Origin of the sequence: Paenibacillus sp. OAE614 (genome assembly GCF_040546645.1) — a bacterium.
GTDB classification, from domain to species: domain Bacteria; phylum Bacillota; class Bacilli; order Paenibacillales; family Paenibacillaceae; genus Paenibacillus_AQ; species Paenibacillus_AQ favisporus.
In genome coordinates this window covers 5,655,797-5,672,506 of sequence record NZ_JBEPOD010000001.1, presented here as the reverse complement: position 1 = coordinate 5,672,506, position 16,710 = coordinate 5,655,797, and the positions used below count along the sequence as shown (strand labels likewise).

Genomic DNA, 16,710 nt, shown 5'->3' with positions numbered 1-16,710 from the left:
ATTTCAACCTCGTTCTCTCGCCAAAACCACAAAGGGGCAGCCCCTCACGGATGATTCCGTGAAAGACAGCCCCTCGTTTACCACTATCCACAACCTACGCGCAAATCACTTTCCCGCGCCCTGCCACTGCGCGATCAGCGCATCCACATCCGCAGTCAGCACAGCTTTGGCGTCATCCTTGACGTTGCCGCTCTGGCCCTTGTTGTCCAGATGCTTCAGGAAGTCCTGCAGGTGCTTCACGGCCTGGTCCGGCTTGCCGCCGTCCCATTGGTGCTGCGCCTGCTTCAGCGCATTGGTCAGCTGCGGCACAAGCCCGCCGCCCAGGTCGCCTGCGGCGCTGTAACGGTCAATCAGCTGCTGGATGGAGGCCGGGCCGGTCGTCACATGCAGCTGCAGCGTCGTCCGAGCCGGCTCGCCCGAGCCGCCGTACACGTCCACGGTGACCGTCTGGTCGCCCAGCTTACCGGCCAGGGCCACGTCGACGCCAGCCTGCTGCGCATCGACCTTATATTCCTTGCCGGTCAGCGTCAGCACGGCCGATCCGCCTGCGGCAAGGCCGCCGCCGGCCTGGAAGGACAGCACCGCGCTGTCGTCCAGCGTATCGCCGTCATTCACGGCCGTACCGTTCACCGTCAGGGCGAAGGCTGGCTCAACCTTGCTGTCCACCGTGACGCCTTTGGACACGTTGCCCGATTTGTCCACAGCCTGGAGCAAGATGCTGTAGTCCTTGCCGTCCTCGATGCCAGGGATGACGGCCTTTTGAATGCCGCGCTTCACTTCCAGCACGTCACCGACCTGCTGGCCGGCGCTCGTCACGGTGACCCGGATTTTGTCCGCGTCCAAATCGTACGGGCCATCCCAGGTCAAGGTCAACTGGCCGTTACCGCGGCTGACGAGCACGTTCTCCACGTCGCCCGGCGGCACATGGTCTTCCACCGGTTCCGTCGGCGGGTTCGGTGCCGTAAAGACGGACGGGTCGCCAAAGGTGAACTTGTCGAGATTGTACAGATAGTCCGAGCCTTTAAAGAGCAGGAACACGATATGTTTGCCGGTCACCGGTGTGGTCACATCGGTCGAGAACACTTTGAAGTTCTGCCAGCCGCCCGTTCCGGTGACCTTGTTGCTGGCGATGACCGGACCGTTCAGGCTGTCGATGCGCACCTCGACCGTGCCGCCGCTCGTGTCGCTGGCCGCGTTGACGTGGAACTTCGTCGGGCTTGTGTTGCCAAAGTCAACGTAGTTGTACATGGCGTACCCGTTGTTCGGGCCGAAAATACCGGCCAGATAGGTCTGGCCACCGCCGCTTTCCGTGCCGAAGCCGACGCCGTTCGTCCGGTTTTCAGCTTCCAGCTTGGCGTAAGCGTCCCGGGCCGTGCCCTTCATCGTCGTAAAGGTGAACCAGTCCAGGTTGCATGGGAAGTCGCTGCCGTCTTTTCCGTGGAAAATGAGGTACACATCATGCACGCCGGTGGCCAGCTTGTCGTCGATGTTCGCCATGATGTCCACCCAATTATCCCAGCCGCCGAGAGCTGGAATCTCCACGACGCCTGCGGTTGGGCCGTTCAGGGAATCCAGCTTCACCTCGATCGATCCGCCCTGATTGCCGCTGGCGACATGGACCGTCATGCCGGCGGCGCCGGAGCCGAAGTCGATGCCTTTATAAGAGGCATAGGCGTTGTTGTGTATCGCGTCGAGGAACCCGGCCTGCGCTTTGCTCAGGCCCTCGCTACTGTCATAGTTAACGCCCTTGAGCTTGGCATAAGCGTCGGTGCGGGTCGGGTCGCTGGTGGTGAATTTAAACCAGTTCAGGTTGAACAGGTATTGGTCTTTCGTTTTGGTGAAAACGAGATAGACGTCATGCGTGCCGGTAATGGTAACCGGATTGCCTTGGTCATCCTTGAGCACGGTGACGGCATCGATGTAGTTGTTCCACCCGCCGGTGCCTTCGACGTTCAGCGTTCCGACTTTCGGTCCGTCAAGCGAATCCAGGTGGACTTCAATGTTGCCGCCGCCGGTTCCGCTGGCCGCTCTCGCGATCAATCCTTTGGCGCCGGATGTGCCGAAGTTGACGTTTTTATAGGCCGCAAAGTCACCCGCCTCGATGCCGCCCAGCTGCAGCGTTCCTTCCAGTGCGCCTTCCAGGACAAATCCTTGGCCGATGTTATAGCGCTCGGCTTCGATTTTGCCGTACGGGTCCTTTTCCGGATAATGAATCTCGGCATCCTGAGGCTTCAGCGCATTCAGCGCTTCCACAGCTGCAGCGGACGACCAGGACTCGTACGTGCCGGAGAGCAGCTGTCCCGCCCAGTTGCCGTCGACGATATTGTCGGCGTTCCGGTGCGTCCAGGCAAGCTCGGCATTGAAGGAGACCCACGCGTCAAACTGCGCGCCGAAGTCCTTGTATTTGCTTTCGGTCCGCTCGTCCAGCGCCTTCTGCAGGAAGGACAGGTTGCGGAGCAGGATCGTTTTGCCGCCCTTCAGGTCACCGTTCGGTCCTTCGAAGTTCAGCACGCCCCCGTTATCGACCAAATGGTCTTTGGTAAAAGCCGCCGCCTTGACCGCTTCGTCCAGATAGGAGGTGTCCCCGGTAATGCGGTACAAGCCTACCGCCGCCCCGATGTATGTACCCTGATTGTAGTGCGTCGCGTCCGGGATCGGCCCTTTTTCCGTTTCGATCCGGTCGAACACTTTGCCGTTGCCGTCGGTCAGCATCGTTTTGCCCCATTTGAAAATTTGCTTCGCGGCGTCCAGATAATGCTGATCCTTGGTGACGTTGTACAGATAGACCGCCGCCTCAGCCGCCGGGAAGTTGATGCAGGCATTCTTGGTGTTATGCTCACTGTTCAGCCACCAGATGCCGCCGCCGGCAATGTCTTCGTCCCACTGCGTATTGAATACCCAGTCAAAATGGTACTTCGCCGCGTCCAAATACTTCTGGTCGCCGGTAATTTCATACGCCCGCGCACTGCCCATCGCCCACCACATAATGTCGTCGTTGAAATGGTTGTTGGTCCAGTCGCTGCCGTATTTGGCTACCGTACCGTTATACAGGTCGTCGATTTGCTTGCGCAGCTGCCCTTTCAGCTCAGGATCCGACGTATGGAGATACGAGTCCATCACCAATTCCCACAGTTCGGCTTCCACCCAGAAATCCTGGTGATCCTTGCGATCCGTGTTCTTCCAGAACATGCCGGCCGCCGGATCCCAGAACTTGGCGTTAAACGCTTCGATGGCCGTGTCGCCGTCCTCGGCGCTGAACGCATAGGTTGTGCCCGGCCCCCAGACGGTGACGGAGCCGAAGGTGAGGGCGGCCGCCAGGGGCACGCTCAACAGCCGGGTCATGCGGCGTTTGCTCTTAGTCATTAAAGTCTCCTCCTTTATGATGGTTGTGGAACGCTGCAACGATGGATTATATGAACGGTCCCCGCCTGCATTCGGCGTTCGGATAAAGATAAAGGCAGAAATTTGCAGGATTATAAACGCCCGAAGGGCAGAGGGGACCGTTAATCCCGTGACTTGTTACTTGGCTTCCGAAATAACTTTGTTGATTTTGTCCGCCATGGTGTTCAGCTCGCTGATCGGCGCTTTGCCCATCAGGACGTTCTTCCAGGAAGCTTCGATGAACGGATTCGCTTTGCCTGCCCAGGACGAGAGGAAGCGGACCGGCTGCGTATCAGGCGATTTCAAAATGTGGTCGATGCCTTCGCCAACATCGGCATGGCCCGCCGTCTTCAGCGCTTCAAAGTAAGCGGAAGAGGATGCCTGGTACGCTGCCGGAGCGACCGGTGTTTGCGGAAGCACTTCTTCGTACATTTTGGAATCCAGGAATTTCAGCACTTTCCAGACGGCTTCCGGATTTTTGACCGTTGTCGGGCTGCACCAGCCCACCGCGTCGTAAATCTCGGATTGGGTGTTCACGACCGGCATCGGCACGAAGCCCCACTGCAGATCTTTCGGCGCCGTACGGATCAAATCGTCCGCAACCCACTGGCCTTGAAGCGTCATCGGCACCTTGCCCTGCTTAAAGGAGCTCATGACGTTGGTCAAATCAAAGGTCGGCGGATTCATGTAACCGTTTGCAATAGCGGTTTTGTATTTCTCCACGCCCTCCACGAACTTGTCGCTGATCTCCACTTTGGTCGGATTGAGGATGGAGTCGGCGAATGGAGCGGCGCCCGAGGAGACCGAATAGAGCGACAGATAGAACGGATCAAGCGGAGCGTAATAGCCGAACTGCTGCACACCGCCCTGCTTGCTGGACAGCTTCTCCATAGCTGTGAACAGATCGTTATAAGTCCAGCCGATTTTCGGCTCGGTCAGGCCGGCGTCCTGGAACGCTTTTTTATTATAGAAAATGCCGTACGTATTTAGCAGGCCGGGCAGACCGACGAGCTTGCCGTCATAATGCCAGCTATCCACGACGCCTTTGTAGAAGCCGTCCATGAATTCCTTGTCCTGCTCCGCTTGGGACGTCCAGTCGTACAGCAGTCCCTTGGATGCGTTGTCCAGCAGCATATCGTTGCCTGTCATAAAAATGTCCGGGGCCTTCTTAGCGGTCAGCATCCCGTTGACCTTGACGCCGTAATTGTCGAGTGGGGTAGGGATGAGTTTCACCGTAATGTCGGGGTTTTCCTGCTCAAACTGCTTCATGGCCGCCATGATTTTATCGTTCATTTCTTTCGATTCCCAGGTGATCATCGTTACTTCGACCTTCTTGCCGGACGATTCCGAACCGGACGTACCACCCGAATCGGACGTGCCCGTCGAACCGGCGGAATCGGATGACCCGCCACCGCCGCACGCGGCGAGCAGGCTGGAGAACAGGAGTAACGTGAGCATGCCGCTAAACCACTTTTTTGCACCCTTTGTCATAGAAAGACCTCCCTGATATCTCATTTCGAATACATTTGACAACTGTACCTGATATATCATTTCCTTGATCCCACCGCCGGCAGGCACCACCTCCTAACCGCCCGGGGCGGCCGATTTATTTTAATGAAGCGGAATTGACGGAGCCAAGCCCCTGCATGAAGAACTTCTGGCCGAAGAAAAAGATGAGCAGCATCGGCAGAATGTAGATGAGATCCGCGGCCATGAACAGGTTCCAGGCGGTCGCATAGGTGCCTTTGTAGGAAGCCATCGCCAGGGACAGCGTCCATTTGCTCGGGTCGATAATATAAATCAGCGGCTCGAGATACTGGTTCCATGCTCCCTGGAAGGAGAAGATGACCATCGTCATGATGACCGGCGTTGTCATGGGTACGAGCACTTTCATCAGAATGTAGAAGTCGGAAGCACCGTCGATTTTGGCCGCCTCGTCAAAGGAAACGGAGATTGTCTTCAAATACTGGACGTACAGGAATGAGAATGTCGCGTTCCCGAAAAAAGCAGGCACGATGATCGGCAGCCAGGAGTCATACCAGCCCAGGCTCGTGTAGAGGTTAAAGAGCGGGATCATGCCGACAAAGCCCGGCAGCATCAGGCTGCCCACGAACAGCGAGAACCACAGCTTCCGGCCGGGAAAGCTTAATCGGGCAAGCCCGTAGCCGACCAGCACGGAGCTGGCGACCTGGCCGATCGTGCACAGCACCGCGATGAACATCGAGTTGCCGAACGTCTGCCAGAAGTTGATCTCCCGCGTTCCGGTTACGAAGTTGGACCAGTGAAGCTCCCGGGGAAACCACTCGGGCGGGATTTTAAACACGTCATTGTTGCCTTTCAGGGCAATGGTCACCATCCACAGCAGCGGAAACAGCATGGCGATGGCACCGATGGTCAGGATAATAAACCGGATGGTGTCCAGGATGCTGAATTTCCGTCTGGGTTTGCGTGTTGTTGTCCGTACTTCCGTTTGCATCACCATCAGCAGGGAACCTCCTTATTTCGAATTATCGCTTTCGTAATACACGAACCGGTTCGAGTACCGGTAAGTCAGCGCGGTGAAGATCATGATGATGACGAACAGCACCCAGACCTCTGCGATCGAATAGCCGAACATGCGGCCGTTAAAGGCGTCGTTGTAAATTTTGAAGTTGAGCAGGGATGTAGAGAAGTTCGGGCCGCCGCCGGTCAGAACCTGTACCTGGTTGAAGGCCTGGAAGGCGCCGATGATGCCGAGTATGAGCTGAAGGAACAGGATGGGAGTAATCATGGGAATCGTAATGTGCAGGGCCATCCGCCAACGGACGGCTCCGTCGACTTCGGCCGCCTCGTACAGCTCCTGGGGAACAGACTGCAGACCGCTCAAGAAAATAATGACGCCGGATCCGACCTGCCACAGGCCGATCAGCACGATGGAAGGAAGTGCGGTCGTTTCGCTCGTCAGCCAGGTGCCTTCGGGCAGTCCGAGCAGCCTGAGCAGCGAGTTGGCGAGCCCGTACTGGGGCTGATAGATAAACAGCCACAGCGTGAGTGTCGCGATGGACGGCACGACGGTCGGCAGGTAATAAATCGTGCGGAACCATTTGATGCCGGGCAGGCTTTTGTTCAGCAGCATGGCCAGCAAAAGGCCCAGAATCAGAGATAAAGGAACGCTCATGATGACAAAATACAGCGTCGCCCGGACCGAAGGCCAGAAGGCCGGGTCCTCCGTGAACATGTATTTAAAGTTGTCGAAGCCGACAAAACGGGGCTTATCGTAGCCGCTCCATTCCGTTAAGGCGTAATAAATGGACGACAACAGCGGATAGGCAACAAACACGCTGAAGCCAATAATGGAAGGCAGAATAAACAGATAGCCTTTGGCCCAGCCGCGAAGCTTCTTTTTGCTTACCGTCATTTTTCATATACCTCCCTCATTCAGCATCCGGACAGGAACGGTGCGTGTACCCGCCGTTATGTCCCGCCCCTGTGCGTAAAAGTAAAGTACGGTGTAACCAACTGCATGCGGAATGCAGGCGATCCGTGGATCGGTCCGTTCTGGCTGCACTCCGGCCCCCTGTTTTTTTCTCCTTTCTTCAATTTCATCTGCTTCCTTTAGAGCAAGGTCACGTAAATAAACCGCTTACATTTCTCAATATAATGACATAACAGTATAGTGTCAATATACTAAATTAAGTTTTTTGTAACTGTTGTTATATTATTTAGTGATTGAATACGCATATCATATGAGGCGAATGGGGAAGAGGCTGAGAAAAGCGGTTCGGCATTCGTCGTGGCAGCAGCGTGAATCGGAAGCGGGAGCGTGACGAAATGGGATATAACCGACAAAACTGGGGTATAGCCGACAAATCCGGGCAGAGAGGCGAGCTCATGTCTTTTATTGCGTGCAGCAAACAAGCGTGGATACCGGATCTGTTTTTTCAATCTAGTCCGGAGAGGAGGAGGCTGCGGTAGAAAAGACATGATATATCATGCTATGTAAAAGACAAGGCTGCTATTGCGCTTATGTGCAAGGGCTTTTCGTTTTGTTCGCGGTGCGCCGTGCCTGCCGGATTCAAGTGCACTGTCGAAATTTGCTGCTAAAACAGGGCTTCAAACCTCTGGTTTTGTCTCGATCTTAGTTACAAAGCTCCTATCCAACGATGAAATATAATTTTATATTGTTAGTGAATATTTAATTTTATTTTACATTAACCTGACAAAATTTTACGAAGAGAGGGGAGATGGCTTTACACGCTACCGCTATACTTTGCTGTCGAGGCGTTCTATGAAGGACCCGAATTCTGTCAGATCGAATGGGAGGCAAGGATGGAATGATAAGAAAACGGACGAGGAGCCTATGGGCGTCGCTGCTGGCCGGCACGCTGGTTCTGACCCTGGCTCTGCCCGGCGGGCGGCCCGTGCTGGCGGCGGAAGCCGGCGGACAGGCCGCGGCAGCCGGAAGCATCGTCGACGAGCGGCAGGTCCAGATCGGACCGGGCGCGGTCTATACCTGGAAGGACATGAAGCTGGACCGCGGGTTGGAGAAGCTGCACATGGTGGAGTTCGATCCGTCCAATCCGGCGCTTACGCTTGAGCCCGGCATGACGGACGGCAAAGTATACGGCATGCAGCCGGTCAGCAAAATGGCTGCGGATATCGACAGAGCGGGGAATCGGGTGATCGCCGGGATCAACGGGGACTTTTATGATATGTCCTCCGGCGTCCCGCTCGGTTACTTCATGGGCAGCGGAAAAATACTGACGAGTCCGCCCAATGACTGGTACGGGTTTGGCATCAAGGAGGACGGCACGACGATATATGGACCGAGTCCGAAGCTTACGCGGACGCTGGAGATCGATGGACAGAAGACTGAGCTGACGTCCATCAACCGGACGCGAGGCAATAACGATCTCGTATTGTACACACCCGACTTCTACGGCACGACCATGACCAACGATTTGGGAGACGAAGTTGTTCTAGACATCGTGAAGGGAGAGGTCAAGAGCGGGGAGACGCTGGCGCTGAAGGTAGCCGACGTCCATAAAGACAAAGGCAGCACGCCGATAGCCCCGGCGCAGGTCATCCTGTCGGCTTCCGGCAGCCAGCGCGCAGTGCTCGCCGGCCTTAAGGCAGGCGATACGGCATCGGTCTCCTTCAGCCTCGAACCGGCCTGGAGCGGCGTGAGGATGGCCATCGGCGGTTCCGCGCTGCTCGTCAAGGACGGGGTGGCGCAGCTGAACACCGACCCGGCGGCCCATCCGCGCACGGCGATCGGTACGAAAGCGGACGGCTCCGTCGTCATGCTGGAAATCGACGGGCGCCAGCCGGGCTTCAGCGAAGGCGTGACGCTGGCCGAACTGGGGCAGATCATGGAGGAAATAGGCGTCGTGAACGCCATCAACCTGGACGGCGGCGGCTCGTCGACATTTATCGCCCGCATGCCGGGCGACACCAGCCGAACGCTGCTGAACTCCCCCTCGGACGGCGGGGAGCGCAAGACGGCCAACGGGCTGCTGCTTGTGAACAGGGCGGCGGAAGGGCCGGTGGACAAGCTAGTCGTCCAGCCGCAGTTGGCGAGGGTGCTGGCCGGCTCGACGGCGGCCTTTAAGGCGGCCGGCGTGGATGCCAACCTGCATCCGGCCGCGATGGACGGCACGCCGGAGTGGAGCGTCAGCCCGGCGATCGGAACGATCGACGGCGGCGGCGTCTTTACGGCCGGTTCCACGCCTGGACAGGCGGATATCGCCGTCACGTCCGGCGGCGCAAGCGGAGCCGGCAAAGTCGAGGTCGTCGATACGCTGACCGAGCTGAAATTTGGCGATCAGCTGCGCAGCTTCCCGCCGGGCCAGTCGGAGACGCTGAAGGTGACGGCGCTCCGCGACGGCCAGGTGGTGCAGGCCGACAACCGCCTGCTGACATGGCGCGTCGAGGGGCCGATCGGCTCGATCGACGAAGCCGGCGTCTTTACCGCTGCGGAAGGCAATGAGCTGAGCGGGAAAATTGTGGTGAGCTACAAGGGGGTGGAAGCTCAGATGGATGTGACCATCGGCCAGCCTCCGGTGGTGCTGGAGGATTTCGAAAACGGCCTGGACAAGTACCTGCCGTCGGCCGGCGCGCAGTTTAAAACGTCCATAGTGAGCATCGAGACAAATGAAGATTTGGTCCGTTTCGGCAGCGGTTCGCTGAAGCTGGAGTATGATTTTACCGGCACGCCGGGAACTTCGGGCGCCTACCTGCAGAGTAAGACGCAGGCGGAGGCCCTTCAAATTCCGGGATATCCGGAGAAGATCAGCATGTGGGTATACGGGGACGGCAAAACCCACTGGCTGCGTGCGCAGCTGCGCGACAGCAAGGGAACGATTCCGCTCGATTTGACCGATCAGAACATCGGCATCGATTGGACCGGGTGGAAGTACCTGGAGGCGGAAGTGCCCAAAGGCCGGACGCTTCCGCTGATCATGGACATGCCGGTGCGCTACATGGAAACTTCATCGGCCAAGAAGGATGCCGGGGCGATCTATGTCGATCAGATCCGGGCCTTGTACGGTCCGAATCAGGACGACATGGAGCCGCCGGTCCTAAAGGACTTCTCGCCGGCGGACGGAGAGACGATCCGCAGCAACCAGCCGGTGATCAAGGTGTACGGTGAAGACGCGGGATATGATCCGGCGCAGCATCCGGGCACGACGCTGATCGATCCGGACTCGATCCGGTTCGACCTGGATGGCCAACGCGTGCAGCACACGCTGTATCCGCCGGAAGGTCGGATTTATTACACACCGGCGACGCCGCTGGCGGACGGGCTGCATCAGGTCAAGGTGTCGGTGACAGACCTGGCCGGCAACCGGACGACCGAGGCGTGGACCTTCAACGTGGACACGGGTGGCTCGAAGCTGACGTATGACACGCCGAAAGAACTGTACGGGGGCCGTACCTACACGGTCGACATCAAAGGCGTGAAGACCTCCGGCTTGCAGGGAGGACAGCTTCGGCTTGCTTTTGACCTGAGCAAGGTGGAGAATCTCAAGTTTATTCCGGGCGGCAAGCTGGATGCGACCCAGGCAAGCGCAGTTATCGGCGAGGACGGTACGGCCGCGCTGACCTTCAGCCGGTTGGACCAAGCGGGGCTGACCGACAGCGATTTGATCGGACAAATCAGCTTTGACGTGAAAAAGGACGCCGCCGGAACAAACGAAATCCGGTTCGAGTCCGGTAACGTTACCTTTGCCGGTACAGGCAGCGTGGTGTATCCCTTCTTTGGGCTGCCGCTGGAATCGGATATCAAGAGCGCCCTGTCGCTGTCCTGGAACGAGAACGGCAACATCCAGGGCTACGAAACGGTCTTTTCGGTCAAAGACGAGTCAGGGGAGCCGGTGGAAGGCGCGCAGATCACCGCGGACGGCAGCCTGGTTGGAACGACCGATGCACAGGGCGAGCTGAGCACCAAGCTGCTGACGGCTGAGGTCAAGACGTATCAGGTGCAGGCGATGAAGGGAGACCAGTATAGCCCGGTGGCGGAGTTTAAGGTGTCGCCGCTGTCCGGTACCGAAACGCCGTACAACATCAACGTCGGCATGGGCGAGGATCCGGCCGCATCCCGCCGGTTTCATCTGGCATACGAGTCCGGCTGTTGAGCAGACCGTGGTTGAAGTGGTGAAAAAAGCGGATTTTACCGGGTTTGACCAGCCGAATGCGGTGAAAACGGAAGGAACAAGCTATCTGTACCAGACACTCGATCTGGGTGCGGTCCGTGTGCATAAGGCGACGGTGGGCGGCCTTGAGCCGGGCACCGAATACGTGTACCGTGTCGGTGACGGAAGCGGTCATTACAGCCCGCAGGGCACGTTCAGGACCGCTGAGGTTGACGGCGATCATACCAAGTTCCTGTATTTCGCCGACTCCCAGGCGGGAGATTTGGCAGGGTTCAAGCTGTGGGGCAGCACGGTGAAGAAGGCGGTGGAAGATTCGCCGGACGCCGAGTTTATGGTCCACGTCGGCGACATGGTCGACAAAGGCTTCAACGAGCAGGAATGGAAGTGGTGGTTCAGCGAAGCACAGGAGGCGTTCTTGAACACGACGCTGGTCGGCGCGATCGGGAACCATGAGGTGATGGGAACGAAGGAAAACAACGATTTCCTGGCCCATTTCAACCAGCCGGGCAACGGTGTGCCAAGCCTGGCGGGAAGCAATTTTTCCTTTGATTACAAGGACATTCATTTTGTCGTCCTGAACAGCGAATACCAGTACGAGGAGCAGAAGGAGTGGCTCGACCAGGACCTGTCCAGGACGGATAAAAAATGGAAGATCGCCATTTTCCACCGCGGCCCGTACGGCAGCATTTACGATACGGCCGACATCCGGCGGCTGTGGGCGCCGGTGCTCGAGCGGCATCGGGTCGATCTCGTCCTGAACGGCCATGATCATATTTACCTGCGGACCTTCCCGATGATGAACAACGAGATCGTCCCGGACGGGCAGGGGACGACCTATGTCGTGGCCGGCTCGACCGGACCGAAGTTTTACTCACTGACCAAACGGGACTGGCAGCGAATTACCGATGATGAAGCGACGCAAATGTACGCTTCGGTCGAGGTGGACGGCGACAGCCTGCACTTTGTGACCAAGACGGTCGGCGGACGAACCGTCGACGAGTTTACGCTGTCGAAGCAGACGGAGGCTCCGGCCCCGGAATCGGTCGAGATCGAGCAGCAGGACGTGAAGCTGGCCGTCGGCGAAACCCGGCAGCTGACCGCCAAGGTGAAGCCGGATGGAGCGGACCCGGGCGTCACATGGTCCGTCTACAGCGCCGAGCCGACCGGGGAGGGCGGCGAAGTGGTAACGGTATCGCCGGAAGGCCGGTTGACAGCGACCGGCACGGGATCGGCCGTCATCCGGGCGGCAAGCACGGTGAACCCGGATCTGTTCGCGGAGACGATCGTCACCGTGAACCCGGCGCCGGAAGGCGAACCGGAATCGTTGTCGCTGACGGGCAAAGTAGTGCTGAAGGAAGGGGAGACCGATCAGACGGTAACGGAAGCGGTCTACGCAGACGGCACGCGCATCCAGGTGCTGGAAGGTGTAACCTTCAGCAGCAGCCATGAGGACGTCGCTTCGGTGAGCGAACAGGGCGTAGTGACTGCGCTGGCCGAAGGGAAGACGGTGATATCGGCCGCTTACGGATCGTTGTCGGCCGAGTATGAACTTACCGTTCAAGCTCCGGAGCAGCCGGGCGGGGGAGATAATCCAGGCGGAGGTGACCCGGGCAACGGCGGGGGAGATAATCCAGGCGGAGGTGACCCGGGTAACGGCGGGGGAGATAATCCAGGCGGAGGTGACCCGGGTAACGGCGGGGGAAATAACCCTGGCGGAGGTGACCCAGGCAACGGTGGAGGAGGCTCTCCTATACCGGTGCAGCCGCCGGTGACTCCACCCGCCCAGCCGGATCCAGAGCCGGGCCAAGGCGGCAAATGGAAGCTGAACGCCGCGCAGCTGACGGCGATTCTGGCGAAAGGCGGAGCCGTATTGGACACAGATCAGCCGTTCAATGAGCTGATTCTTCCGGGCAGCGCCGCATCGCTGCTTCAGGGACAGCCGCTGACGGTGAACGCGGCTGACCTGAAGCTGTCGCTGCCCGCAGGCATCCTGCAGGCGGTCAGCGGCAAGGTGCCCGCCGATCAGCTCGAAGGCAGCACGATTCGGCTGGCGGCATCCCGCGCCCCGGAGACGGAGGCCGCAGAGCGGGTGACGAAGGCCGGGCAGGCGGAAGGCGCGGTGCTCCGCACAGGAAGCAGCCTCTTTACCCTCAACCTGAGCCTCATGTCGAAGGATGGCCAGGTTCACCCGATCACGGCGATGCAGCAGCCGATAACGCTGGAGCTCCCCGTGGCTTCGGGGCTGGATGCCAAGCTGACCGGCCTGTATGGTCTGAACAGCCAAGGTAAACTGACTTACATCGGCGGAATGGTCACAGGCGGCAAGCTGAAAGCCGAAGTAAGCTCGCTGGATGCCGCTTACGCCGTTCTGGAGTACACCAAAAGCTTCGCCGATACGAGCGGGCACTGGGCTTCCGGCGTGATCCGGGAGCTGGCGGCGAAGCATCTCATCGACGGCGTCGGCGGTGGCAGCTTCGCGCCGGATCAGCCGGTGACCCGCGCCGAAATGGCGGCGATGCTGGTCCGCCTGCTGCACCTGAAGGGCGACGGCACCGCGCCCTTCAGCGACGTGCCTTCCGCGGCATGGTACGCGGAAGCCGTATCCGCCGCCGCCAAGGCGGGCATCGTCCAAGGCGTCAGCGGCGCAAGCTTCGCGCCGGACGCCTTGATCAAGCGCCAGGAAGCGGCGGCCATGATCGTCCGCGCCTACCGGGCCGCGGGCGGAACCGCCCCAGCCGGCGGGGAAACGGCGCCGTTTACGGACGTCGCCGGTTCGCCGGCCTGGGCGCAGGAAGCCGTCCGGTCTGCGTACGCCGCCGGACTGATTCAAGGGCAGGGGCCTAGCCGGTTTCATCCGGACGGCCAGGCCACCCGGGCCGAAACGGCCCAGATCTTGTATAACGTCCTGGCCAAGCTGGGGCAGGCGGGGAAATAAATGAAGGTAACGATCCGGTAATTTACGATCCAACCAGTTACTGATCCAACAACAAGAAGACCGGTAGGGAACAGCTTGGTGAGCTGACCCTTCCGGTCTCTTTTGCCATCGTCCGTATGATATGCTGGCGGAACACTTTCATTGCGCCATCATTCCCTTGTTCCGTACTCAGTTCCGTGAAGCTTAATGCCAATTTAGTCCAAAAACATCATTTTTAAGGAAGCGGAGAAAGATTCCGCTTCTTTTTTGGTGTCCAAATGTGGTATCGTTATGTATTACGACGTAAAAGAACGGCTTGTGGTGACTTGGATGAAAAGTACACAGGTTTCGTGATTAAAGAATACAGGTTTAAAGTAAAAGGAGCATATATGAACTTTAAAGATTTGAAGCTTGACCCGAATATTTTAAAAGCGCTGGCCAAACAGAACTATACCGAGCCGACGCCGATTCAGGCACAATCCATTCCTGCCGTGCTGGCCGGACGGGATCTCTTGGGCTGCGCCCAGACGGGAACCGGCAAGACCGCTGCATTTTCCCTGCCCATCATACAGTTGTTGAGCCGGGAGCCCCGCAAACCGGGGGCGGGCCGCAGGGTCCGCGCGCTTATTTTGACGCCGACGAGAGAGCTGGCCATTCAGATTATGGATAACGTGAAGGCGTACAGCCAGTATACCGATTTGCGTGCGGTGGTCATTGTTGGCGGCGTTCCGCAAAAGCCGCAGGAACGGGCGCTGCAGCAGGGCGCGGATATCGTGATCGCCACGCCGGGCCGGCTCATCGACCTGATCCATCAGAAGCACATCGATTTGCAGCATATTCAAATGCTCGTGCTGGATGAAGCCGACCGGATGCTGGACATGGGCTTTATCCATGATGTGAAGCGGATCATCGCCGTCATGCCGAAGCGGAAGCAAACGCTGTTCTTTTCGGCGACGATGCCTCCGGAAATTAACGGTTTGATCCAAACGCTGCTCGTGAATCCGGTAAAAGTGGAAGTGACGCCGGTCTCCTCAACGGCCGAGCGGATCGAGCAGTCGGTTTATTTGCTGGCGGCAGGAAGCAAGCTTCAGATGCTCAACCAGCTGCTGCAGGATCCGTCGATCGAGTCGGCCCTGGTGTTTACCCGCACCAAACGGGGAGCCGACCGGGTGGCGCGTGCGCTGAAGAAGGCGAACATTACGGCGGAGGCGATCCATGGCGACAAATCGCAAAACAGCCGGCAGAACGCCCTGAACCATTTCAAAAACGGGACGACGCGCATTTTGGTGGCGACCGACATTGCTGCCAGGGGGATCGATATTGACGAGCTTCCGTATGTCATTAACTTTAATCTGCCGAATATCCCGGAGACGTACGTTCACCGTATCGGCCGCACGGGCCGGGCGGGGATGAGCGGGTCAGCAATCTCTTTCTGCGAAGCGGACGAGCTGCCGTACCTGAAGGACATCGAAAAGCTGATCGGCAAGGCCATTCCCGAAGTGAAGGGGCATGACTATCCGATGGAGCCCCAAGCGGCAGCGGCAAATCGCCCATTGGGGAATTCCACGGCAAACCGGCCGGGTAAGACGCAAGCTGGCCATTCCCGCAAGCCGCAGGCTGGAGATGCCCGTAAAGGGCGGACGGACGGTGGGCAGCAGCGGGGCAAACCGAAGCAGGACCGTGCCCCAAAGGCGGCGGTGAGCGGTGCCCGCAAACCTGATCGGAACGCGAACAGCAGCTTGAAGCGTGATGCGGGAGGCCATTCGAAGGGAAATGCGAACGACAAGTCCAAGGGGCATGGAAATGGAAATTCCAACGGACGCACGAACCGCAGACCGAAACCAAGCGGGGCGGACCCTCGAAATAAGGTAAGTTCGTCTCATTAACATTAACATGGAGTTTAGACTTTTTACGCGTTGACCGCAGATGATCTGTGATCAGTGACCCACAGGAAGGACACGTTGCCCGTGACCCTCCTGTGGGTCATTTGTATTTTCCATAAAAGAAGGAGTCTGAGGGAGGGTTTCAGTGGACGGGCGCTGCAGCTGCTCTTAATGGTGGATGATTGGAGGAGAACAGCAGTGTGGCTTTAAGATTGATCTGTCATGGCTGCTCCTGTAAATGAGCGTAATACTGCTGCTCGGTGCCGACATAAAACGCATTGATCGTTTGTTCTTCTTTCGTACCGTCCGGACGCGGGATCGTATTCGTGCCCATGTGCTGGCCTTGAATCATTCCCATCCCCACTTCAGTCCGTTGACCTTGATCATTTACATAAAAAAATGTCATCCCGCCGGCTGTCGGTGCGCTTGACGTCTTCAAAACTCCGTTTTTCGGAATGCGGTTTACAATGGCGTCTCCCTCTTTCGGGAGCTCGGGATAACCCTTTTGATTGTAAATGACCGCTACCCATCCTGTGTACCCGGCCGGCAGCACATAAGTATGATTTTCCTGCCCATTCAGACCCCTTGTCCCAATCACAATGGCAGCAACCACAATGACGGCAAACACGGCAATGAATACTTTATATGCTCTAATCAGACCTTTCAAATCTTCACCGCCTTTGATTCGTTCATTAAGGTTCTTACATTATATTACAACAGCTTTCCATAATGATCGACGGAAAAACCGAATAATACTTTTTCAAAAAGAGAAAGCCAAGGATCAACCTCCCACATTTCGTGCTCACCAAATCATGCAGTTCATCTATCGATTTCCTCTAAAAATTCCTCTAAAAACACTATAATGATGCTAAGAGAACATTTTGGAGGATGCCCGGCT

At 57.8% G+C, this 16,710-nt stretch carries 8 protein-coding genes; 3 read left to right on the top strand and 5 right to left on the bottom strand.

Translation table 11 applies throughout. The annotated features are described in order from the left end of the window. Positions 1–105: 105 nt before the first annotated feature. The 4 genes from ABIE48_RS26060 to ABIE48_RS26045 all read right to left on the bottom strand — a co-directional run bounded on the left by ABIE48_RS26060 (position 106) and on the right by ABIE48_RS26045 (position 6,778). Positions 106–3,363: a carbohydrate-binding protein gene (locus ABIE48_RS26060; protein ID WP_192717030.1), complete on the bottom strand. Its 3,258-nt coding sequence runs from the start codon at positions 3,361–3,363 to the stop codon at positions 106–108. 156 nt (positions 3,364–3,519) lie between these two features. Continuing rightward, positions 3,520–4,872, bottom strand: coding sequence for an ABC transporter substrate-binding protein (locus tag ABIE48_RS26055; protein ID WP_192717029.1), 1,353 nt, complete (start codon positions 4,870–4,872; stop codon positions 3,520–3,522). A gap of 115 nt (positions 4,873–4,987) precedes the next feature. Continuing rightward, a complete protein-coding gene (locus tag ABIE48_RS26050; RefSeq protein WP_076173810.1) occupies positions 4,988–5,863 on the bottom strand; it encodes a carbohydrate ABC transporter permease in 876 nt (291 codons plus the stop codon). Between the two features lie 15 nt (positions 5,864–5,878). Further along, entirely contained in the window at positions 5,879–6,778 is a 900-nt protein-coding gene (locus ABIE48_RS26045; RefSeq protein WP_076173809.1) for a carbohydrate ABC transporter permease, read from the bottom strand. 916 nt (positions 6,779–7,694) lie between these two features. Here ABIE48_RS26045 and ABIE48_RS26040 point away from each other — a divergent pair. The 3 genes from ABIE48_RS26040 (at position 7,695) to ABIE48_RS26030 (ending at position 15,815) form a co-directional block, all read left to right on the top strand. Continuing rightward, positions 7,695–10,997, top strand: coding sequence for a phosphodiester glycosidase family protein (locus ABIE48_RS26040; protein WP_354519923.1), 3,303 nt, complete (start codon positions 7,695–7,697; stop codon positions 10,995–10,997). Between the two features lie 16 nt (positions 10,998–11,013). Beyond that, entirely contained in the window at positions 11,014–13,950 is a 2,937-nt protein-coding gene (locus tag ABIE48_RS26035) for an S-layer homology domain-containing protein (RefSeq protein ID WP_354519921.1), read from the top strand. A 368-nt stretch (positions 13,951–14,318) separates the two neighbouring features. Then, a complete protein-coding gene (locus tag ABIE48_RS26030) occupies positions 14,319–15,815 on the top strand; it encodes a DEAD/DEAH box helicase (RefSeq protein ID WP_192717027.1) in 1,497 nt (498 codons plus the stop codon). A gap of 217 nt (positions 15,816–16,032) precedes the next feature. Here ABIE48_RS26030 and ABIE48_RS26025 read toward each other — a convergent pair whose 3' ends face one another. Further along, positions 16,033–16,479 (bottom strand): DUF6843 domain-containing protein, encoded by a 447-nt coding sequence (locus tag ABIE48_RS26025; protein WP_192717026.1) that lies wholly within the window; start codon positions 16,477–16,479, stop codon positions 16,033–16,035. Between the last annotated feature and the right edge of the window lie 231 nt (positions 16,480–16,710).

Excerpts from the sequence above, each read along its gene's own strand:
- ABIE48_RS26060 (WP_192717030.1), bottom strand. The coding sequence starts at position 3,363 with ATGACTAAGAGCAAACGCCGCATGACCCGGCTGTTGAGCGTGCCCCTG.
- ABIE48_RS26055 (WP_192717029.1), bottom strand. The coding sequence starts at position 4,872 with ATGACAAAGGGTGCAAAAAAGTGGTTTAGCGGCATGCTCACGTTACTC.
- ABIE48_RS26050 (WP_076173810.1), bottom strand. The coding sequence starts at position 5,863 with ATGGTGATGCAAACGGAAGTACGGACAACAACACGCAAACCCAGACGG.
- ABIE48_RS26045 (WP_076173809.1), bottom strand. The coding sequence starts at position 6,778 with ATGACGGTAAGCAAAAAGAAGCTTCGCGGCTGGGCCAAAGGCTATCTG.
- ABIE48_RS26040 (WP_354519923.1), top strand. The coding sequence starts at position 7,695 with ATGATAAGAAAACGGACGAGGAGCCTATGGGCGTCGCTGCTGGCCGGC.
- ABIE48_RS26030 (WP_192717027.1), top strand. The coding sequence starts at position 14,319 with ATGAACTTTAAAGATTTGAAGCTTGACCCGAATATTTTAAAAGCGCTG.